This is a genomic window from Burkholderia sp. A2 (genome assembly GCF_001729305.1).
In the GTDB taxonomy this organism is placed as follows: Bacteria; Pseudomonadota; Gammaproteobacteria; order Burkholderiales; family Burkholderiaceae; genus Burkholderia; species Burkholderia sola.
The window spans coordinates 46,197-66,494 of sequence record NZ_LZXX01000090.1 but is presented as its reverse complement, the minus strand read 5'-3'; the positions used below and the strand labels follow the sequence as shown (position 1 = coordinate 66,494).

Annotated in this window: 17 protein-coding genes and 1 pseudogene; 13 read left to right on the top strand and 5 right to left on the bottom strand. The window is 68.3% G+C overall.

Going from position 1 to position 20,298, the window contains the following annotated elements:
• Positions 1–4: 4 nt before the first annotated feature.
• The 3 genes from A9Z05_RS12340 to A9Z05_RS12330 all read left to right on the top strand — a co-directional run bounded on the left by A9Z05_RS12340 (position 5) and on the right by A9Z05_RS12330 (position 1,970).
• Positions 5–964, top strand: coding sequence for a chemotaxis protein CheX (locus A9Z05_RS12340; protein WP_069618337.1), 960 nt, complete (start codon positions 5–7; stop codon positions 962–964).
• A 36-nt stretch (positions 965–1,000) separates the two neighbouring features.
• The gene (locus tag A9Z05_RS12335) at positions 1,001–1,366 is read left to right on the top strand and encodes a response regulator (RefSeq protein WP_006486240.1); all 366 of its coding nucleotides are present in this window, start codon (positions 1,001–1,003) and stop codon (positions 1,364–1,366) included.
• A 145-nt stretch (positions 1,367–1,511) separates the two neighbouring features.
• Positions 1,512–1,970: a DUF3592 domain-containing protein gene (locus A9Z05_RS12330; RefSeq protein ID WP_069618336.1), complete on the top strand. Its 459-nt coding sequence runs from the start codon at positions 1,512–1,514 to the stop codon at positions 1,968–1,970.
• Positions 1,971–1,992: 22 nt separating this feature from the next.
• Here the strand turns inward: A9Z05_RS12330 and A9Z05_RS12325 are convergent, their stop codons facing one another.
• Positions 1,993–2,871: a LysR family transcriptional regulator gene (locus A9Z05_RS12325; RefSeq protein ID WP_249190217.1), complete on the bottom strand. Its 879-nt coding sequence runs from the start codon at positions 2,869–2,871 to the stop codon at positions 1,993–1,995.
• Between the two features lie 137 nt (positions 2,872–3,008).
• On the opposite strand from A9Z05_RS12325, the gene A9Z05_RS12320 reads away from it, so the two are divergent.
• Complete coding sequence (locus tag A9Z05_RS12320; RefSeq protein WP_069618334.1) at positions 3,009–4,439, top strand: MFS transporter; 1,431 nt, start codon at positions 3,009–3,011, stop codon at positions 4,437–4,439.
• A 178-nt stretch (positions 4,440–4,617) separates the two neighbouring features.
• Positions 4,618–5,412, top strand: coding sequence for an enoyl-CoA hydratase (locus tag A9Z05_RS12315; protein WP_069618333.1), 795 nt, complete (start codon positions 4,618–4,620; stop codon positions 5,410–5,412).
• 210 nt (positions 5,413–5,622) lie between these two features.
• Here the strand turns inward: A9Z05_RS12315 and alr are convergent, their stop codons facing one another.
• Complete coding sequence (gene alr, locus A9Z05_RS12310; protein WP_069618332.1) at positions 5,623–6,744, bottom strand: alanine racemase; 1,122 nt, start codon at positions 6,742–6,744, stop codon at positions 5,623–5,625.
• 302 nt (positions 6,745–7,046) lie between these two features.
• On the opposite strand from alr, the gene A9Z05_RS12305 reads away from it, so the two are divergent.
• On the top strand, positions 7,047–7,418 hold the full coding sequence (locus A9Z05_RS12305; protein ID WP_069618331.1) for an MAPEG family protein: 372 nt from the start codon (positions 7,047–7,049) through the stop codon (positions 7,416–7,418).
• Between the two features lie 45 nt (positions 7,419–7,463).
• Here the strand turns inward: A9Z05_RS12305 and A9Z05_RS12300 are convergent, their stop codons facing one another.
• Complete coding sequence (locus A9Z05_RS12300) at positions 7,464–8,411, bottom strand: LysR family transcriptional regulator (protein ID WP_069618330.1); 948 nt, start codon at positions 8,409–8,411, stop codon at positions 7,464–7,466.
• Between the two features lie 119 nt (positions 8,412–8,530).
• Between A9Z05_RS12300 and A9Z05_RS12295 the strand changes: the two genes are divergently transcribed.
• The 7 genes and pseudogenes from A9Z05_RS12295 (at position 8,531) to A9Z05_RS12265 (ending at position 17,875) form a co-directional block, all read left to right on the top strand.
• On the top strand, positions 8,531–12,070 hold the full coding sequence (locus A9Z05_RS12295) for an ABC transporter ATP-binding protein (RefSeq protein ID WP_069618329.1): 3,540 nt from the start codon (positions 8,531–8,533) through the stop codon (positions 12,068–12,070).
• 395 nt (positions 12,071–12,465) lie between these two features.
• Positions 12,466–12,774: pseudogene (locus tag A9Z05_RS12290) on the top strand (transporter substrate-binding domain-containing protein); the annotation flags it as partial.
• Positions 12,775–12,842: 68 nt separating this feature from the next.
• Positions 12,843–13,892, top strand: coding sequence for a C45 family peptidase (locus A9Z05_RS12285; RefSeq protein WP_069618328.1), 1,050 nt, complete (start codon positions 12,843–12,845; stop codon positions 13,890–13,892).
• Between the two features lie 15 nt (positions 13,893–13,907).
• Complete coding sequence (locus tag A9Z05_RS12280; protein ID WP_069618327.1) at positions 13,908–15,242, top strand: aspartate aminotransferase family protein; 1,335 nt, start codon at positions 13,908–13,910, stop codon at positions 15,240–15,242.
• Between the two features lie 24 nt (positions 15,243–15,266).
• The gene (locus A9Z05_RS12275) at positions 15,267–15,821 is read left to right on the top strand and encodes a carboxymuconolactone decarboxylase family protein (RefSeq protein ID WP_069618326.1); all 555 of its coding nucleotides are present in this window, start codon (positions 15,267–15,269) and stop codon (positions 15,819–15,821) included.
• 208 nt (positions 15,822–16,029) lie between these two features.
• Positions 16,030–16,929, top strand: a complete 900-nt coding sequence (gene lpxO, locus A9Z05_RS12270) for a lipid A hydroxylase LpxO (protein ID WP_069618325.1) — start codon at positions 16,030–16,032, stop codon at positions 16,927–16,929.
• A gap of 166 nt (positions 16,930–17,095) precedes the next feature.
• The gene (locus A9Z05_RS12265; RefSeq protein ID WP_069618324.1) at positions 17,096–17,875 is read left to right on the top strand and encodes an extensin; all 780 of its coding nucleotides are present in this window, start codon (positions 17,096–17,098) and stop codon (positions 17,873–17,875) included.
• Positions 17,876–17,970: 95 nt separating this feature from the next.
• Here A9Z05_RS12265 and ahpF read toward each other — a convergent pair whose 3' ends face one another.
• On the bottom strand, positions 17,971–19,569 hold the full coding sequence (ahpF, locus tag A9Z05_RS12260; RefSeq protein WP_069618323.1) for an alkyl hydroperoxide reductase subunit F: 1,599 nt from the start codon (positions 19,567–19,569) through the stop codon (positions 17,971–17,973).
• 123 nt (positions 19,570–19,692) lie between these two features.
• Entirely contained in the window at positions 19,693–20,256 is a 564-nt protein-coding gene (gene ahpC / locus A9Z05_RS12255) for an alkyl hydroperoxide reductase subunit C (protein WP_034179823.1), read from the bottom strand.
• Between the last annotated feature and the right edge of the window lie 42 nt (positions 20,257–20,298).

The window sequence follows — 20,298 nt, the reverse complement described above, 5'->3', positions numbered from 1 at the left end:
TCGGATGAACGAAGATCAACCCGTCAGCAAGGTGCTCGTACTCGACGACAGCCGCGTGCACGCCGATGCGATCAAGCGTTTCTGCGACGCGCACAACCTGGTCGGCCTGACCGTGCGGCGCAGCCGGCTGCTGAAGGTGCTGCGCTCGAACATCGATCTCGGCGCGATCCTGCTCGCCGAGGATTACGGCGGCTCGCCGGCCGAGAGCGCGATCATCGCGACGCAGATCGACGCGCTACGGCCCGAGCTGCCGATCATCCTGCGCCGCGAATCGCTCGCGTCGCGCGACGGGCTGCCCGATGCGCTCGCCCGTGTCGCGTGCGCGGCCTACGTCGCCGGCGACATGACGCCGCTCGAGCGCGCGATCGACGAATACCTGTTCAGCCGCGACTACCCGAACGCGCTCGTGCGCGGCATCTCGGAAATCACCGACGCGCGCATCGACAGCCTGTTTCCGGGCATGACGATCGAGCACGATACGCCGTGCATCGTCCGCGACCAGATCATCTTCGGCGAGGTGTTCAGCCTGATCGCGCTCGAAAGCGCATGGTGTCGCGGCTACATGCTGTTGCAGACGAGCGAGCAGCCGCTGCTCGACATGCTCGGCGGCACGCGCGACGGCGGCCGCGCGCCGGATTTCCGCGACGTGAACAGCGTGCTCGGCGAGCTGACCAACCTCGTGTGGGGCGCGTTCAAGAACCGCTATCTCGGCGACGCGGAGGCGCTGGCGCGCCATCCGGTGCAGGTGCCGCTCGTCGTCAATCACAAGCAGAAGTTCATCTCGTTCGGCGGCGACTGTCCGCAACTCTGTTTCAAGTATCGGATGACCGATCCGGCGTCGGGGCGCGCGGTCCGTCTCGACCAGCGTTTCGTGTTCAGCCTGAGCTGGTCGCCGGAGGATTTCCGCGAATCGGTGCAGGACGTCGGGCCGATGGTCGAAGCGGGCGAACTCGAACTGTTTTGAATGTTGAAGTCGGCAACGACGAAAGGGGAATACGACATGGCAAAGATTCTGGTGGTCGACGATTCGGGCACGGTGCGCGACGAAGTCGCGGGCTTCCTGCGCAATCATGGGCTCGACGTCGCGACGGCCGTCGACGGCAAGGACGGGCTCGCGAAGCTCAAGGCGACGCCCGGCGTGCGCCTCGTGATCAGCGACGTGAACATGCCGAACATGGACGGCCTGACGATGGTCGAGAAGATTCGCGGCGAGCTGGCGAACACGGCGGTCAACGTCGTGATGCTGACGACCGAAAGCAGCCCGGCGATGAAGGAGCGCGGCAAGGCCGCCGGCGTGAAGGGCTGGATCGTGAAGCCGTTCAAGGGCGACGCGGTGCTCGACGCGCTGAAGAAGCTCGCGGGCTGACGCGCCAGCGGGCCGTCGAACGGTTGCGCGCGCAATTTACAGCGCGCCGCGATGTCCGTATCCTGCCGGATGCCGAGGGCGGCGTGGCGGCGCATCGTGCGCTGCACGCCCGGCATTGACGAACATCAGAAACGGAACAAAACCGATGGCATCCGAATACGGGCGACCCGCTGCGCGGTACACGGGCATGCAAATCGCGAAGGGCGTCGTTTTTACCATCGTCGGCACATGCATGCTGATCGGCGTCGCGCTGTACGCGCAGTCGACGCGCGAATTCCTGCGAACGTCGGTCGTCGTGCCGGGGCGTGTCGTCAAGCTGAACGCGGGCGCGCATCATCCGGAGATCGCGTTTACGACGCTCGCGGGCGAGCAGGTCGAATATGCGCAGGGCGGCGACGTCAGCGTGCAGGACGGCGCGACGGTCGAGGTGCGCTATGCGCCGGACGCACCGAAGATGACCGCACGGATGAATACGTTCGGCGCGATCTGGGGCGGCGTGCTGACAATCGGCGCGATGGGGGCGGTCTTTTTCGCCGTCGGCGTCGCGCAATTGTGGCCGGGCGTGCGTGCATGGCGTAGCGGGCGGAACGCGGCCGCGCGCTGACGCCCTGAAGCTTGCAGGCTGGCTACCGGCCCGCCGCCGCGGTCGCGAATTCGTCGACGACGGCTTCGATCACCGCCTGCACGCGCGCGGTCTTGTAGAGATCGGCATGGGCGACGAGCCACACGTCGAAATGATTGCACCGCTGCGGCATGAGCCGCACCAGTTCCGGCTCGGTGTCGGCGCGAAAGCACGGCAGCTCCGCAATGCCGAGCCCCGCCAGCGTGGCCTCCACCAGCATCATCGTCGACGAGGTCTGGAACATCACGCGTCCGCGCGACGTCGGTTCGCCGCACAGCGCATCCCACATCGCCGGCACCACCGGCTGCTGGTACATCACCAGATCGTGCCCGTCGAACGCGTTGCCCGCGAGCGGTTCGCCCCGTTCGGCCAGGTAGCGGCGCGATGCATAGATGCCCGTTTCGAGATGCCCGAGCCGCCTGGCGATCAGGTCCGGCGATTCCGGCCGCAACGTACGGATCGCGAGATCCGCTTCGCGGCGCGTGAGGTTGGTGATTTGCGCCGACGTCACGCACACGACGTCGATGCCGGCATGTCTGCGCCGCAAGCGGGCGATCGCGGGCACGACGAAACGCTTGCCGAGCGAGTCGGTCGTGGCGATGCGCACGGACCCGGCCAGTTGCTCGTCGAGCCCCATTACGCGGCGTTCGATCGTGAGCGACGCGCGCTCCATCGTTTCGGCCGGTTCGAGCAGCGCTTCGCCCGCGGTCGTCAGCACATAGAGGGACGGTGTGCGGAGAAACAGCCGGGCCGACAGTTCGTCCTCGAGCGCGGCGATCCGGCGCCCGACCGTCGCCTGGTCGACGTTCAGCTGCGCCGCGGCGCCGCGCAGCGTGCCGGTGCGCGCCAGCGCGAGGAAGAAGCGGGCGTTGTCCCAGTTCAAGCGGATCGATCGTGTCATCGGGCAGGCGGCGACGGACGGGAAACGGTGATGCAGATCTGCATCGGGGAAATGCGAAATTATCACTTTTCCGCATCGCGCGCCCGGTCCTAGACTTCCGGCATCTGCATGGAGGTGTCATGGCCGATTGCCGTTCCGTTTCCGTCCCGGTTTCTCCCGTCACGCTGGCGGCGCCGAGCCGCGCGACGGCGCGCGAGCAGCGCCTGACGCTGGCGCTCGTCGCGGTCGGCATGTTCATGGCGGTACTTGATTCGACGATCGTCAACGTCGCGCTGCCGGCGATGCGCGCGAGCCTCGGCGCGACGGTCGCGGAACTCGCGTGGATCGTCGACGCGTATACGCTCAGCTTCGCCGCGCTGATCCTCGCGGGCGGTGCGCTGTCCGACCGGTTCGGCGCGAAGCGCGTGTACCTTGCCGGGTTGGCGCTGTTCGTCGGCGCATCGGCGGCGTGCGGCGTCGCGTCGTCGGTGGCGATCCTCGTGGCCGCGCGTTTCGTGCAGGGCATGGGCGCCGCGCTCTTTTTGCCCGCGTCGCTCGCGATCGTGCGCAGCACCTTCGACGTGCCGGCCGAGCGCGCGCGGGCAATCGCGGTGTGGGCCGGCATCGCGTCGGTCGCGGTCGCGGTGGGGCCGGTGCTGGGCGGCATCCTGGTCGACGATTTCGGCTGGCGCAGCGCGTTCCTGATCAATGTGCCGACCGGCGCGGTCGCGTTTGCCGGCGCGGCGGCGCTCGTTCGCGCCGCGGTCGCGCGGGACGTGCGCCAGTTCGACTGGGCCGGCCAGTGCGTCGGGGCGGCGGCGCTCGGCGCGCTGTGTTTCGCGGTGATCGAATTGCCGACGCGCGGCGCCGGCGCCGCGGAGGTCCGCGCCGCGTTGTTGCTCGCCGCGCTCGCCGCCGGGGTGCTGGTCGTCGTCGAGCGGCGCGCCCGCCATCCGATGGTGCCGCTCGCGTGGTTTCGCAATCGCGTCTTCGTCGCGATGAACCTGATGGGCAGCCTCGTCTATGTCGGCTACTTCGGGTTGCTGTTCGTGCTGAGCCTGTACCTGCACGGGCGCTTCGGCATGAGCGCGCGGCAGATCGGGCTGACGCTGCTGCCGTTCGCGTTGAGTCTGTCGCTCGGCAATCTGCTGTCGGGAAAACTGCATGGCCGCGTTCGTCCGGTCACGCTGATGGCGAACGGCCTCGCGATGGCGGCGCTGGCCATTCCGGCGATGGCGCTTGCGCTCGCGCTGCATGCGCCGTGGCCGGTGGTCTGGACGGCCATGGCCGCCTTCGGCACGGGGACCGCGCTGTCGGTCGCGCCGATGATCGCGACGGTGCTCGAACAGGTGCCCGCCGACGCGGCGGGCGTGGCGTCCGGGTTCCTCAACGCGGCACGGCAGGCCGGCAGCCTGCTCGGCGTGGCCGTCGCAGGCGCCGCGACGATACTGTTGCCGGATCTGACCGATGCGCTGTGGGCGGTCGCGGCGCTCGGCTGTGTCGCCTATGCGATTGCCGCGTTGGCCGCAAGGACGGCCGGCCGCGCGGAAGCCGCGCAACCACGCCGTTGACGCGTGACGGGCACGGTCGTTGCGCACTGCAGGCCGCCGTGCATGGGCGTGCGGCACCGCGGCTGGACGCCGTACGGAATGTGGAGGACCATTTCGTGACGGTGCCGCGACCGGACGGACATGCGTTTCGTCCGGCCGCGCCGCATCGAATCCTGCCGAACCCGTCGAACGGAACACCATGGAACCCATTCACGAGACAGCCGAGCCGATCCTGCTGCGCGACGCGCACGACGGCGTCGTCACGCTGCGCCTGAATCGCCCGCAGCAGTTCAACGCGTTGTCCGAAGCGATGCTGTCGGCGCTGCACGATGCATTCGACACGCTGGCTGCCGATCCGCACGTGCGCTGCGTCGTGCTGGCCGCCGAAGGCAAGGCGTTCTGCGCGGGCCACGACTTACGCCAGATGCGCGGCAAGCCCGAACTCGATTACTACCGCACGTTGTTCGCGCAGTGCAGCCGCGTGATGCTCGCGATGCGCGCATTGCCGGTGCCGGTGATCGCGCGCGTGCACGGCATCGCGACGGCGGCCGGGTGCCAGCTCGTCGCGGCATGCGACCTCGCGATCGCTGCCGATACCGCGCGCTTCGCGGTGTCGGGCATCAACGTCGGGCTGTTCTGCTCGACGCCGGCCGTCGCGTTGAGCCGCAACGTCGCGGCCAAGCGCGCGTTCGACATGCTGGTGACCGGCCGTTTCGTCGATGCGGCGACGGCCGCCGCGTGGGGGCTCGTCAACGAAGCCGTGCCCGAGGATGCGCTCGATGCGGCCGTCGCGCGCAAGGTCGCGGAAATCGTCGCGAAGAGCCCGGCCGCGGTGCGGGTCGGCAAGCAGATGTTCTATCGTCAGCGCGAGTTGCCGCTCGACGAAGCGTATGCGTACGCGGGCGACGTGATGGCGCGCAACATGATGGAAGAGGATGCGGGCGAGGGGATCGACGCATTTCTCGAGAAGCGCAAGCCGACGTGGCGTTCGTGATGCGTTGACGGAAGCGGGCGGGCAGCGAGTGCGTTGTCTCCCGACGGTGCGTGCAACGCGCTACGACGTGGCGCGTTGTTGCCGGTGCGCGAAGGCGGTTCGCCGCAAAGCAGACGGGCCGCCAGGGCGGCCCGCAAGCAAGCAGAACGGCATGCGCGGCGAGACGGTCACGCACCGTCGCATCCGTGGTATCGCCGCAGGGGCCGCCGGTCAGCGTCCGTAGCTCCCCGTCCGCAGCGCCGGCTGCACGGTCGACGCGCCGGGCGGCACGATCACGACCGGCACGCGGCGCGCGAGCGCGCACATCAGCTCGTAGCCGATCGTGCCGCTGGCTTCCGCGACATCGTCCACCTTCACCTGGTCGCCCCACAGCTCGACGCTCGAGCCGATGCCCGCGTTCGGGCACGGCGTCAGGTCGACGGTCAGCATGTCCATCGACACGCGGCCGACGACGCGCGTCATCACGCCGTCCACCGCGATCGGCGTGCCGGTCGGCGCGTGGCGCGGATAGCCGTCCGCGTAGCCGCACGCGACGACGCCGATCCGCATCGGCCGGTCGGCCGTGAAGCGGCGGCCGTAGCCGACGGTCTCTTCGGGCGCGAGCGTCTGCACGCCGATGATCTTGCTGGTCAGCGTCATCGCGGCCGTCAGCGGCGTGTCGGCGATATGCCGCGCCGCGCCGGTCGGCGATGCGCCGTACAGGATCGTGCCGGGCCGCACCCAGTCGCGGTGCGCGCGCGGATGCCACAGCACGGCCGCCGAATTCGACACCGAGCGCTCGCCCGGAATCCCGGCCGTGGTCGCGTCGAACTGTTCGAGCTGCCAGTCGACTTCGCCTTCGTCGGCGTTCGCGAAATGCATCATCAGCGTGATCCTGCCGATCGACGGCGCGCTGGCCGCGCGTTCCCACGCGGCGCGGAACGCGGCCGGCCGGTAGCCGAGCCGGTTCATGCCGGAATTCATCTTCAGCTGGATATCGATCGGCTGCTGCGGCTTCGCGGCGATCAGCAGGTCGAGCTGTTCGTCGCAGTGCACGGCGACCGTCAGTCGATGACGATCGGCCAGCTCGACGTCGGCCGGCTCGAAGATTCCTTCGAGCAGCAGCACGGGCTTGTCCCAGCCGAGTTCGCGTACGCGCACGGCTTCGTCGAGATCGAGCAGCGCGATGCCGTCGGCAGCCGCGAGGCCCGGGTAGATCCGTTCGATGCCGTGTCCGTATGCATTGGCCTTGATCACCGCCCACACGCGCGATTGCGCGGCGGTGCGGCGGATGAAGTCGAGGTTGTGGCGGACGGCATCGGGGCGGATATGGGCGACGATGGGGCGGGGCATGGCAAGGGCTCGGGTCGGATGTCGTTCGGCGCAGGGCGGTGCGGGGAAAATGGCTGGCCCGGCGCGGGAGCGCGTCAAGCCAGTGTTGAGCGCTATCTTATTGGTGTTCGACCAGTTTTAATTAACGTATTTGTCGGCGATTTGGTGGAAATTTTGGTGCCCGCGGGGGCGAGCCGGTCGCCCGGAAAGCCTTGCTCAGCCGAGTCTCCCGTCTAGAAAACCCGTGCGCGAACGGCACGGTGCAATGCTAAGCTCTCGCGATCTTGTCATTGGTTAATGTAAGCATAACGGAGGAGACTTTGATGACGACGTCCCAGCTGTGCCTGTTCATCGTGGCGCTGTTGCCGTTCCCGATGACGTTTCTCGCCAAGGCCCGCAAGGGCTACGACAACCGTACGCCGCGCGATTACCTCGCGAAGCTCGAAGGCTGGCGCGCACGCGCGCAGGCCGCGCATCAGAATTCATGGGAAGCGCTCGCGCTGTTCGCGGTCGCGCTGGTGGTGGCGTGGCACAACGGCGCGAACGTGCATCGTGTCGACCAGCTCGCGATCGCGTTCGTCGCGATCCGCGTCGTCTATGCGCTGATGTACCTGCTCAACTGGGCGTCGCTGCGTTCGCTCGTGTGGTTCGGCGGAATGGCGTGCGTCGTCGGGCTGTTCTTCGCGACGCCGTAAGCGGGCGCCCACAGGCAACGCGCAGCCGACGTTGCAGCCGGCCCGTCACGCGCCGCCCGCGCCTTGTGCGTGACTGTCGTTGGATGCGGGCGCAACGATCTTCGACACGAACGGCGGCGCGTCCGCTTCGCTGCGCAGGAACGCGATCAACGGATCGAGCAGCCGGTGCCGCGTCGACGGATGGCGGCGCAGCACGAAGCGCCATGACGCATCGCGCGCGAGGCCCGGCACCAGCGGCACCAGGCGCCCGCTGCGCAGTTCGGGCTCGATCAGCGGCACGCGGCCGAGCGCGATGCCCGCGCCGCCGACGGCCGCGCCGATCACCTGGCTGAAGCTGCTGTAGCGGACGATCTTCGTGTCGAAGTCGTCCGGCAAGCCGAAGTGCACCGCCCAGTTGCGCCAGTCGATCTCGGGGCTGTTCTCGTGCATCTCCTGCAGCAGCCGCGAGCGGCATACGTGCTCCGATGCGTACGGAAACAGTTCGGGGCTGCAGACCGGAAACACGGTTTCCCGTATCAGCACGTCGTCGTCTGCGCGCAGCCGATGCGCGGGCACGTGCACGATCGCCAGATCGACGCTGCTGCGCGCGAAATCCGGCTCGTCGTCGAGCACGACCGCATGCAGCGGGGTGTCGGGATGCAGCGACGAGAATTCCGCGAGCCGGCGCGCGAGCCACATCGACGAAAACGGCGCGTTGGCGGACACGGTGAGCCGTTGCGCGGTGCCGCGAATGTCGGCGCACGCGTCGGTCAGACGCGACAGCGCATCGCCGACGGCCGGCAGCAGACGCGCGCCGGCCGGCGTGAGGCTGATGCCGCCGAGCCCCGTGCTGCGTTCGAGCAGCCGGGTGCCGAGCGATTCCTCGAGCGAACGGATCTGGTGGCTGACCGCGCTGGTCGACACGTTCAGCTCGGCCGCCGCGCGCGCGAATCCGCCGAGGCGGACGGCCGCCTCGAAAGCACGCAGTGCGCTGAGGGGAGGAAGGTGCGACATGCGGGGTATTGTAGTTGACTCAACACCCGTTGAAAAATCATCTTTTGCCGCGCGCGGGCGGCGCGGGTAGCCTCGATCCGGTCCAGAAAAACGCAACGAAACACCGACCGGAGGGCTGCATGTATTTCGACCGACGACTATGGGCAATGATGGCGGGACTGCGCTGGCGGGTGGCGGCGGCCGTCGCGCTCGGGCTGCTCGCGATGGGTGTCGGCATCCTGCGCTTCGTGTTTCTCGGCCGCGTGCTGGCGCTGGTGTTTTCGGGCGCGCCGGCGCGCGGCATCGGCGAGGCCGTCGCTGCAACCGCGGCTTGCGTGCTGTTGCGTGCATGGCTCGACCATCGCCGCACGGTGCTCGCGCAGCAGACGGCGGGCCGCGTGCAGGCGACGCTGCGCGCGCGGCTGTTCGACCGGATCGCCGCGCTCGGCCCCGCATGGTTCAGCGGCGAACGCACGGGCGGCGTGATGCTCGCCGTCGTCGACGGCGTCGAGCAGTTGCAGACCTTCTTCGGCGTCTATCTGCCGCAGCTCGTGATCGCCGCGTGCGCGCCGCTGATGATCTTCGCGGTGCTCGCATGGTGGGACGTGCCGACGGCCGCGATCCTGCTGGTCGCGGCGCTCGTCACGCTCGCGCTGCCGCAGCTCGTGCATCGCGCCGACAAGCGCGCGGCGCTCGCGCGTTCGGCCGCGTTCAAGGCGTTCGGCGAGGAGTTTCTCGACGCGGTGCAGGGCCTGCCGACGCTGAAGGCGTTCGGGCAGAGCACCGCGTTCGGCGCGAAGCTGGCCGCGAAGGCGCGCGCGCTGTCCGACAGCACGTTCTGGGTGCTCGCGCTCGGGCTGCTGACGCGGCTGTTCACGGATCTCGGCACCGGCCTCGGCGCGGCCGCGGCGATCGCGGTGGGCGCGTGGCGTGTGCAGCACGGCGACATGAGCCTCGAGGCGCTGCTGATCGTGCTGATGGCCGGCAGCGAGATCTTCCGGCCGCTGCGCGACCTGCGTGCGGTGCTGCATCAGGGGATGATCGGCCAGTCGGCGGCGAATGCGATCCATGCGCTGCTCGACGCGGGCAGTCAGGCGCCGGCCGCCGACGCGCCGCGCGTGACGGGCCTGCGGCCGGAGATCGCGTTCGACGACGTCAGCTTCGCGTATCCGGGGCGCCGCGCGGACGCCCATGCGGCGCTGAGTTTCTCGGTGCGCGAAGGCGAGACGGTCGCGATCGTCGGGCCGAGCGGGGCCGGCAAGTCGACCATCGTGCGCCTGCTGCTGCGCCAGCACGACGCGCAGGGCGGCGCGGTCCGGATCGGCGGCCACGACGTGCGGACGCTCGATGCCGATCAGGTGCGCGAGATGATCGCGGTCGTCGCGCAGGATGCGACGTTGTTCGACGGCAGCGTCGCCGACAACTTGCGGCTCGGCCGCCCGGACGCGAGCGACGCGGACATGATCGCGGCCGCGCGCGCGGCCAACGCGCACGATTTCATCTCGGCGCTGCCCGACGGCTACGCGACGCGCATCGGCGAACGCGGGCTGATGCTGTCGGGCGGCCAGCGCCAGCGCATCGCGATTGCCCGCGCGCTGCTGCGCGATGCGCCGATCCTGCTGCTCGACGAGGCGCTGTCCTCCGTCGATGCGGAAAACGAAGCGTTGATCCAGCAGGCGCTCGACCGGCTCACGCGCGGGCGGACGACGCTCGTGCTCGCGCACCGGCTGTCCAGCGTGATCGGCGCCGATCGCATCCTGGTGCTCGATCAGGGGCAGGTCGTCGACGAAGGGACGCATGCGGCGCTGATCGCGCGCGACGGCCCGTATCGCCGGCTGATGGGGCCGCAGCTGGAAGCGGTCGCCGAATCCGTCGGCGCGACGGCGGCGGTCGGCGCGAGCGCGCGAGCGTCGTCGGGCCCGCAGGTGCGGCCGCTGAACGACGACGCGGCGACGATCGGCTGGCCGGAGACGGTGCAGACGCTGCTGCGCTTCGTGCGGCCGTGGAAGGGCAAGGTCGTGTTGACCGTGCTGTTCGGGATCGGCCGCGTGCTCGCGTTCATCGGCGTCGGCGTGATCGGTGCGCGGGTGGTCGGCGCGGTGCCGACCGGTCACGTCGGTACCGGGCTCGTGACCGCGCTGCTCGTGATCGCGCCGGTCGCGGCCGTGCTGCACTGGCTCGAATCGTGGCTCGCGCACGACATGGCGTATCGGCTGCTCGCGGAAATGCGCATCGCGCTGTTCGCGACGCTCGAACGGCTCGCGCCGGCCGGGCTGCTGCGCCGCCGTTCCGGCGATCTCGTGGCGCTCGCGACGCAGGACGTCGAGACCGTCGAATATTTCTACGCGCATACGCTCGCGCCCGCGTTCGTCGCGGTGCTCGTGCCGGCTGGCGTGCTGGTGCTGCTCGCGTCGGTCGCGTGGCCGCTCGCGCTCGTGCTGCTGCCGTTCCTGCTGTGGGCCGGGCTCGCGCCCGTGCTGGCCCGGCGCGACGTCGACCGGCTCGGCACCGGCGCGCGCGAAGCGCTCGGCCAGCTCGGCGCGCATCTGACCGAAACGATCCAGGGGCTCGCGGAACTCACCGCGTTCCAGGCGATCGCGCGCCGACGTGCGGCCTTCGTCGCCGAAGTCGATGCGTACCGCCGGCAGCGCGCGAAGCTGCTCGACGATCTGTCGACGCAAAGCGCCGCGCTGGAAGTCGCGAGCGGGCTCGGCGGGCTGGCCGTCGCGGCGCTCGGCGCGTGGTTGTGCGCACGCGGCGGGTTCCCGCGCGAGTCGTTGCCGCTGCTGGTGCTGATCGCGGTGGCCGCGTTCATGCCGGTGGCCGAGATCGGCCAGGTCGCGCGCCAGCTTGCCGACACGATCGCGTCGACGCGTCGCTTGCGCGCGCTGGAGAAGGAGCCCGTGACGGTGACGGACGGCGCGCACGCGATGCCGGGCAATTCGGCGGTGCGGTTCGACGCGGCGTCGTTCACGTATCCGGGACGCAGCGTGCCCGCGATCGACCGCGTGAGCTTCGAGGTGCCGGCCGGCAGCACGGTCGCGCTGGTCGGCGCATCGGGCGCCGGCAAGTCGACGATCGCGAGCCTGCTGCTGCGCTTCTGGGATCCGCAGCAGGGCCGCGTGACGCTCGGCGGCGTCGACCTGCGCGACCTGCGGCTCGACGATCTGCGGCAGCACATTGCGCTCGTTGCGCAGGATACCTACCTGTTCAACGATACGCTCGAAGCGAACATCCGGCTCGCCGCGAGCGACGCGTCCGACGCGGACGTGCGGCGCGCGATCGACCACGCGGCGCTCGGCGATTTCGTCGCGCGGCTGCCGGACGGGCTCGCGACGCGCGTCGGCGAGCGCGGCGTGCAGTTGTCGGGCGGCCAGCGTCAGCGTGTAGCGATCGCACGCGCGTTTCTGAAGGACGCGCCGGTGCTGATCCTCGACGAGGCGACGTCGCACCTCGACACGATCAGCGAGCAGCAGATCCGCGCGGCGCTGGAGGATCTGATGACGCGACGCACGTCGATCATCATCGCGCACCGCCTGTCGACCGTGCGCAACGCCGACCTGATCCTCGTGATCGAGCAGGGCGCGGTGATCGAGGCCGGCCGCCACGCGGAGCTGATGGCGCGGCACGGCGCGTATGCGCGGCTCGTGTCGCATCAGGCGAGCGGGGTCGCGGCGTGAACGACGAGGAATCGGCGCGCCGTCGTTCGGCGATGCCGCGCGCATTCCGCAACATGTGTTGAGACGGGCAGGCGGTTGCCGGCTTCGCGCGCACGGCCATCCCGGCACGGCGCGCCGTCTTCTTTCCACGTACCGCCATCCACCGCGCGCCACGCTCGCGCGGGGCGTTCTGCTCCGCCATTTTCCGGCATTCCTCCGATCTATCCGCACCGCGCGGCCCGGGCCTGTCTCGACGCATTTTTTTGTTGCGGACTTTTTTGTTGTCGTAGTATCGCCATTGACAACACTTGTTGCATTAAGGTCTAATTCAACATCGCATGTTGCGGTGCGGCTTGATGTCGTCGTTCCGCCGGCCCGTTGGCCGGTTACATCGCTCAATCATGCGGAGAGAAACCATGAGTCGCCGTTCCTTCCTGAAAGCCGTCGCGGTCGTCGCCGCGCTCGGCGCCAGCCTCGCGCACGCGGACACCAAGACGCTCGTCGTCGGGACCGATACGTCGTTCATGCCGTTCGAGTTCAAGCAGGGCGACAAGTACGTCGGCTTCGATCTCGATCTGTGGGCCGAGATCGCGAAGGACCAGGGCTGGAAATACACGATCCAGCCGATGGATTTCGCGGGCCTGATCCCCGCGCTGCAGACGCAGAACATCGACGTCGCGCTGTCCGGGATGACGATCAAGGGCCATCCGGTCGAGCTGATCGACCGGCCGCCGACGCCGCGCCTGAAGGAATTCCTGAAACACGTGTCCTGAACGGAACCGAACCCTCCGACATGCCGCTTTCCCTTTCCCCCGTCATCGCCGGCACGCCGTTCGACATCGGCGTGCGCCTGGGCGAGCTTGCCCGCCCGGTATTCGATGCGTACATGCAGCAGAGCAGTGCATGGCAGGCCGTGCGCCGCTGGCGCGGCCATCCGTTCGTCGATGCGCTGCGGCAGGCCGCGCTCGCCGCGTACCCCGATCTCGTCGCGGAACTGGACGGGATAGCGGCGGGCGTCGGCTGGCCGGCCGAGGACATCTTCCTGTGGAATTGCCGCGGCGAGCTGATCCACAACGCGCCGGACGGCTGCACGACGCTCGCCGCGCGCGACGCGAACGGCACGCGCTGGATCGCGCACAACGAGGACGGCGATCCGTACCTGCGCGAACGCTGCCTGCTCGTCGACGTGCAGCCGGCGGGCAAGCCGGGCTTCATCAGTTTCTACTACCCCGGCTCGCTGCCGGGCCATACGTTCGCCGCGAACCGCGCGGGCATCGCGCAGGCGATCAACAACCTGCGGATCCGCACGCCGGCGCCGGGCGTGCCGCGCATGATCCTCGCGCGTGCGGTGCTCGACGCGACGTCGCTCGACGCGGCGGCCGACGTGCTGCGATCGCATGCGCGCGCGAGCGGCTTTCATCACACGATCGGTGCGACCGGCGATGCGCGACTGCTGAGCATCGAGGCGAGCGTCGCGCGCTGTTCGGTCGTCGATGTCACGCGCCTCACCGGCCACGCGAATCATCTCGTGCATCCGGGGTGCGACGCGGATGCGCAGATCGTCACGCAGTCGTCGGCTGACCGCCAGCGCCGCGTCGACGCGTTGACGCCCGGCATCGACACGATCGACGAAGCCCCGCTGTTGCGCGTGCTCGGCGATCGGGCGCCGGAAGGGCTGCCGATCTACCGCGACGATCCGGCCGATCCCGACGACGAGAACACCCTGGCGACCGCGGTGTTCGCGATTCATGACACCGCGATCGACTTCACCGTCCATCAACACGGCGCGCAGCGCTTCGCGACGCGCATCGTGCCGTCCGGACACGCATCCAGCGCGTCCTGATCCATGAGGCCACGCATGACGACCGTTTTCCATCGCGCCCCGCGCGCCACCTTGCCCGTTGCCGTCGCAGGCGACGGCATCGAGATCATCGATTCGACCGGTAAACGCTACATCGACGCGTGCGGCGGCGCGGCCGTATCGTGTCTCGGCCACAGCAACCAGCGCGTGATCGACGCGATCAAGCGGCAGGCGCAGCAATTGCCTTACGCGCATACGTCGTTCTTCACGACCGACGTGGCGGAGGAACTGGCCGACCGGCTCGTTGACGGCGCGCCGGCCGGGCTCGACCACGTGTATTTCGTGTCGGGCGGCTCCGAGGCGATCGAGGCCGCGCTGAAGCTCGCACGCCAGTATTTCGTCGAGAAGGGCGAGCCGCAGCGCCGCCATTTCATCGCCCGGCGCCAGAGCTATCACGGCAATACGCTCGGCGCGCTCGCGATCGGCGGCAACGCATGGCGGCGCGAGCCGTTCCTGCCGCTGCTGATTGAAGCGCACCACGTGAGCCCGTGCTATGCGTACCGCGACCAGCAGGCGGGCGAAACCGACGAAGCGTACGCGCAGCGTCTGGCCGACGAGCTCGAACGGAAGATCGTCGAACTCGGCGCGGAAAACGTCGCGGCGTTCGTCGCGGAAACGGTGGTCGGCGCGACGGCCGGCGCGGTGCCGCCGGTGCGCACGTACCTGAAGAAGATTCGCGCGGTATGCGACAAGTACGGCGTGCTGCTGATCCTCGACGAGATCATGTCGGGGATGGGGCGCACGGGTTACCTGTATGCATGCGACGAAGACGGCGTCGCGCCCGATCTGCTGACGATCGCGAAGGGGCTCGGCGCGGGCTACCAGCCGATCGGGGCGACGCTCGTCAGCGACCGCATCTATCGCACGATCGTCGACGGCTCCGGCTTCTTCCAGCACGGGCACACGTACCTCGGCCACGCGACCGCGTGCGCGGCCGCGCTCGAAGTGCAGCGCGTGATTGCGGAAGACAAGCTGCTCGACAACGTGAAGGCGCGCGGCGAGCAACTGCGTGCGTCGTTGCGCGAGCACTACGGCGCGCATCCGCATGTCGGCGACGTGCGCGGCCGCGGGCTGTTCGTCGGCGTCGAACTCGTGCGCGATCGCGACACCAAGGCGACGTTCGACCCCGCGCTGAAGCTGCATGCGGCGGTCAAGCGCGAAGCGATGCAGCGCGGGTTGATGGTGTATCCGATGGGCGGTACGATCGACGGCGTGCACGGCGATCACATCCTGATCGCGCCGCCGTTCGTGTGCACCGCGCAGCAGATCGACACGATCGTCGAGCGGCTGTCCGGCGCGATCGGCGCGGCGCTCGCGTCGGCCGGCGCGTGAACCCGACCTCACCGATTCCTCACCATGACGGACAGACTGCCTCCTTTCGATCCCGCGTCGGCCACCGACGAACAGAAGGCCGTGCTCGCTGATATTCTCAGCGGCCCGCGCGGCAATCTGAACGGGCCGTTTCTCGGCTGGATCGCGAGCCCCGAGCTGGCCCAGCATGCGCAGAAGCTCGGCGCGTTCTGCCGCTATCGCACGGGGCTGCCGCTGCGCCTGTCGGAGCTCGCGATTCTCGTGACGGCCGCACGCTGGCGCTCGCAGGCCGAGTGGCACATCCATCATCCGATCGCGCTCGAGGCCGGCGTGCCGGCCGCGACGGCCGACGCGATCCGGCTTGGCGTCGCGCCCGCATTCGAAGCGGACGACGACGCGCTGATCCATGCGTTCGCCACCGAGCTGTACGATACGCGCCGCGTGAGCGATGCGACGTTCGCACGTGCGCGGGCGCGCTTCGGCCACGAGACCGTGGTGAATCTGGTTGCGCTGCTCGGCTATTACGCGTTCGTCGCGATGACGCTCAACACGTTCGATATGCGCGCAGACGGACAAACTGCTTTGCCGTTTCCGGAATAATCGCCGCAGGCGCGTGCGTCGGTAGCCTGCCGCGCCCGCATGCGGATTGCGTGGAAAAGCCCGGATACACGGGCTTTTCTGCGTTTCGGCACGGATCGATCGGCCATCGCGCCGCGCTGTGAGGTATACACCACACGACCTCACCGTCAGAGCAAGAAATTTTTCCCGTATCTAGAATTCCGGCAAACGGCTTACGGGGGAAATATCGATGCGCTGGGTCCTGTTGATCGTGTTCATTGCGTGTGTCGTGTACACGCATCGGCGCGGCAAGGTGCGGCACCGGTTGTTCAGGCAACTATCCGACCACTCGACCTTTACCGCACCGCTGAACTGCTTTTCGTACGCGTTTTCGTCGGTGCCGACTACGCCGTTTCTCGACACCGATCATTTTCCGGAGCTCGCGGTGCTGCAGCGCGAATGGCGCACGTTTCGCCGCGAAGCGCTCGCGTTGCGCGACGCGAGCCGGATCAAGGCGTCGGGGGAGTACAACGACATCGGCTTCAATTCGTTCTTTCGCCACGGCTGGAAGCGTTTCTACCTGAAGTGGTACGACGCGCCGCATCCGTCCGCGCAGGCGTTATGTCCGCGCTCGGTCGAGATCCTGTCGCGGATTCCGTCGATCAAGGCGGCCATGTTCGCGCAGTTGCCGCCGGGCGGGAAGCTCGGGCTGCATCGCGATCCGTATGCGGGCTCGCTGCGCTACCACCTCGGCCTCGATACGCCGAACGACGATGCGTGCCGGATCGTCGTCGACGGCGAGTCGTATGCGTGGCGCGACGGCGACGCCGTGATGTTCGACGAGACGTACCTGCACTGGGCCGAAAACCGCACCGTGCACGATCGCGTGATCCTGTTCTGCGACGTCGCGCGCCCGATGAAATATCGCTGGGCGCAACGCGTCAACGATGCGGTCGGGCAACTGCTGATGCGCGCGGCCGCATCGCCGAACGAAACGGGCGATCGCACGGGCGGGCTCAATCGCGCGTTCCGGTACCTGTATGCGATTCGCCGCGCCGGCAAGCGGCTGAAGGCGTGGAATCGCACCGTGTACTACATCGTCAAGTGGCTGCTGTTCGGCGGGATCGCGGTCGCGATCTTCTGCATCTGACCGGCGAGGGAGGGCGCTCCTTCTCGTCTGACGATAGCGCGGCGCGGCGTCGCACGGCGTCGACGGCCTGGCGCCGTCAACAATGCAACCAAATGTATTCGTGCGAGATCAACGCGGATTGGCCGCGTATGATGGCTTGTTCACGTCGATATGTCGGTGAGCAAGCATGACGAGTACCCGTAAAACCATGATGATCGCCGGCGGGCTCCTGGTCGCCGCGGCCGGCACCGCGTACGTGATGCTCCTGCGCGCGGACCACCGCGCGATCGAAGACGCCGGCATCGGCGATTCGGCCGCGCCTGTTGCCGCGGCGCCCGCGAGCAACGATCACGCGGTGCAGGGCGCGATCGCGCCGCCGGCACCGGCTGCTGCGACAGCACCGAAACAGGCGGCTGCCATGCCGCCTCCCGCCGTGCCAACACCCCCGCCGGCCCCAACCGCGCGCGTCGCCGCCGCGCCGGCTCCCGCTCCCGCGATTCCAGTCGTCAGCGACAAGCCGCAACGCGTGACGAAGCCGGCTGCGCCGCCGCCGAAGGTCAATGTCGTGACGGTGGATGCGCAGGATTCGACCCCATCGGCACCGGCCCCGGCCGCGAAATCCGTTCAGTCCATGCCACCCGCGCAAGTCACGCAACGCGCGCCGCGCAAGCGCGACGGCCTCGAACGCCACGCCGCTGCCGCGCCGGCGGCCGCGACGAAATCCGAAACGCCGGAGACCGCCGCGCTCGTCAGGGAATCGGCGAAGCTCGACCCGTCGTTGCCGCCGCCGTCGATGTCGTCGATTTCTGCGATGCCGGCGAGCACCGGTTCGTACCGGCACGGAAGTGGGTCGTCCGGCGCGAATCCGGTGGCGGCCGCGATGACCGAACAGCTGGTCAGGCAATCGAGCAGTTTCAAGTCGACGGCCCCTGCGCCGGCGGACGGCAGCCCGGGCGCGACCAAGTAACCGCGAACGCCTTCGGCATAAAAAGCGCCCCGCACGCCGACCAAAGCATGCGGGGCCAAGAGAGACAAACCTTGATGTCGTCGGGCTGACGTCCGTCAGGCTGCGACCGCTTCCTCGGCTTGCGATTGAGCGGTTGCCACCGGCGCCACGTCTTGCCGGATCAGGTGGTCGAATGCGCCGAGCGACGCCTTCGCGCCTTCGCCGACCGCGATCACGATCTGCTTGAACGGCACCGTCGTCACGTCGCCGGCCGCGAACACGCCCGGCACCGACGTCGCGCCGCGCGCATCGACGACGATCTCGCCATGCTTCGACAGTTCGACCGTGCCTTTCAGCCATTCGGTGTTCGGCACGAGGCCGATCTGCACGAACACGCCTTCGAGCTCGATACGCTGCGTGTCGCCCGAGCGCAGATCCTTGTACACGAGCCCGTTCAGCTTGCTGCCGTCGCCGGTCAGCTCGGTCGTCTGCGCCTGCGTGACGATCGTCACGTTCGGCAGGCTGCGCAGCTTGCGCTGCAGCACTTCATCCGCGCGCAGTTGCGCGCCGAATTCGATCAGCGTGACTTCCTTCACGATGCCGGCGAGGTCGATCGCGGCCTCGACGCCCGAGTTGCCGCCGCCGACCACCGCGACGCGCTTGCCCTTGAACAGCGGACCGTCGCAGTGGGGGCAGTACGCGACCCCGCGGTTGCGGTATTCGCGCTCGCCCGGCACGTTGATTTCGCGCCAGCGTGCGCCGGTCGCGAGGACGATCGTCTTCGCCTTCAGCACCGCGCCGTTCGCGAGGCGGATCTGGTGCACGTCGCCCGGAATCAGCGCGTCGGCGCGCTGCACGTCCATGATGTCGACGTCGTACTGCTTCACGTGCTGTTCGAGTGCGGTCGCGAACTTCGGCCCTTCGGTTTCCTGTACCGACACGAAGTTCTCGATCGCCATCGTGTCCAGCACCTGGCCGCCGAAACGCTCGGCCACGACGCCCGTCGCGATGCCCTTGCGTGCCGAGTAGATCGCCGCGGCGGCGCCTGCCGGGCCGCCGCCGACGATCAGCGTGTCGAACACCGGCTTGTTTTCGAGCGACTTCGCCGCGCGTTCGCTCGCGCCCGTGTCGAGCTTCGCGAGGATTTCCTTCACGCTGCTGCGGCCCTGCCCGAACGATGCGCCGTTCAGGAACATCGTCGGCACGGCCATGATCTGGCGCGACTCGACTTCATCCTGGAACAGTGCGCCGTCGATCGCGACGTGGCGGATGCGCGGGTTGATCAGCGACATCACGTTCAGCGCCTGCACGACTTCCGGGCAGTTCTGGCACGACAGCGAGAAATACGTTTCGAACGCGTAGTCGCCGTCGAGCGCGCGAATCTGTTCGATCACGTCGTCGTCGAGCTTGATCGGATGGCCGCCCGTCTGCAGCAGCGCGAGCACGAGCGACGTGAATTCATGGCCCATCGGGATGCCGGCGAAACGGATGCCGGCCGGCTTGCCGGGCTCGCCGATCGAGAACGACGGCTTGCGCTCGGCGTCGTCGCGGCGTTCGGCCACGGTCACGCGATCCGTCAGCGACGCAATCTCGGTCAGCAGCGCCAGCAGTTCCTGCGATTTCGCGCTGTCGTCGAGCGAGGCGACGAGTTCGATCGGGCGCGTGATCTTTTCGAGGTACGCTTTGAGTTGGTTCTTGAGATTGGCGTCGAGCATGGCGTTTCGGATTCCGTATTGATCATTCTGGTCGGGCACGTCGTGCCGGAGGAGGGCACGGGCCGCGCGAGGCGGCCCGTGGCGATGCGTGTCGCGCGCCCCGTACAAGGCGCGCTGCGACCCTTAGATCTTGCCGATCAGGTCGAGCGACGGGGTCAGCGTTTCCGCACCCGGCGTCCACTTGGCCGGGCACACTTCACCCGGGTGAGCGGCGATGTACTGCGCCGCCTGGACCTTGCGCAGCAGTTCGCCTGCGTCGCGGCCGATGCCGTTGTCGTGGATTTCGCACAGCTTGATCTCGCCTTCCGGATTGATCACGAACGTGCCGCGCAGCGCCATCCCTTCTTCCTCGATCAGCACGTCGAAGTTGCGCGACAGCGTGAGCGTCGGGTCGCCGATCATCGGGTACTTGATCTTGCCGATCGTGTCCGACGTGTCGTGCCATGCCTTGTGCGTGAAGTGCGTGTCGGTCGACACGCCGTAGATTTCGACACCCAGCTTCTGGAATTCCGCGTAACGGTCGGCGAGGTCGCCCAGTTCGGTCGGGCAGACGAACGTGAAGTCGGCCGGGTAGAACACGACGACGGACCACTTGCCCTTGAAGTTCTCTTCCGAGACGGGCACGAATTCGCCGTTGTGGTAAGCGGTTGCCTTGAACGGCTTGATTTGGGTGTTGATGATCGGCATCTGGACAATTCCTTTTCGTCAGTGGTGAGTGGAGTGTTGCCA

What these genes read in the sequence shown, in the direction of transcription:
- A9Z05_RS12340 (WP_069618337.1), top strand. Translation starts at nt 5, where the DNA reads ATGAACGAAGATCAACCCGTCAGCAAGGTGCTCGTACTCGACGACAGC.
- A9Z05_RS12335 (WP_006486240.1), top strand. Translation starts at nt 1,001, where the DNA reads ATGGCAAAGATTCTGGTGGTCGACGATTCGGGCACGGTGCGCGACGAA.
- A9Z05_RS12330 (WP_069618336.1), top strand. Translation starts at nt 1,512, where the DNA reads ATGGCATCCGAATACGGGCGACCCGCTGCGCGGTACACGGGCATGCAA.
- A9Z05_RS12320 (WP_069618334.1), top strand. Translation starts at nt 3,009, where the DNA reads ATGGCCGATTGCCGTTCCGTTTCCGTCCCGGTTTCTCCCGTCACGCTG.
- A9Z05_RS12315 (WP_069618333.1), top strand. Translation starts at nt 4,618, where the DNA reads ATGGAACCCATTCACGAGACAGCCGAGCCGATCCTGCTGCGCGACGCG.
- alr (WP_069618332.1), bottom strand. Translation starts at nt 6,744, where the DNA reads ATGCCCCGCCCCATCGTCGCCCATATCCGCCCCGATGCCGTCCGCCAC.
- A9Z05_RS12305 (WP_069618331.1), top strand. Translation starts at nt 7,047, where the DNA reads ATGACGACGTCCCAGCTGTGCCTGTTCATCGTGGCGCTGTTGCCGTTC.
- A9Z05_RS12300 (WP_069618330.1), bottom strand. Translation starts at nt 8,411, where the DNA reads ATGTCGCACCTTCCTCCCCTCAGCGCACTGCGTGCTTTCGAGGCGGCC.
- A9Z05_RS12295 (WP_069618329.1), top strand. Translation starts at nt 8,531, where the DNA reads ATGTATTTCGACCGACGACTATGGGCAATGATGGCGGGACTGCGCTGG.
- A9Z05_RS12285 (WP_069618328.1), top strand. Translation starts at nt 12,843, where the DNA reads ATGCCGCTTTCCCTTTCCCCCGTCATCGCCGGCACGCCGTTCGACATC.
- A9Z05_RS12280 (WP_069618327.1), top strand. Translation starts at nt 13,908, where the DNA reads ATGACGACCGTTTTCCATCGCGCCCCGCGCGCCACCTTGCCCGTTGCC.
- A9Z05_RS12275 (WP_069618326.1), top strand. Translation starts at nt 15,267, where the DNA reads ATGACGGACAGACTGCCTCCTTTCGATCCCGCGTCGGCCACCGACGAA.
- lpxO (WP_069618325.1), top strand. Translation starts at nt 16,030, where the DNA reads ATGCGCTGGGTCCTGTTGATCGTGTTCATTGCGTGTGTCGTGTACACG.
- A9Z05_RS12265 (WP_069618324.1), top strand. Translation starts at nt 17,096, where the DNA reads ATGACGAGTACCCGTAAAACCATGATGATCGCCGGCGGGCTCCTGGTC.
- ahpF (WP_069618323.1), bottom strand. Translation starts at nt 19,569, where the DNA reads ATGCTCGACGCCAATCTCAAGAACCAACTCAAAGCGTACCTCGAAAAG.
- ahpC (WP_034179823.1), bottom strand. Translation starts at nt 20,256, where the DNA reads ATGCCGATCATCAACACCCAAATCAAGCCGTTCAAGGCAACCGCTTAC.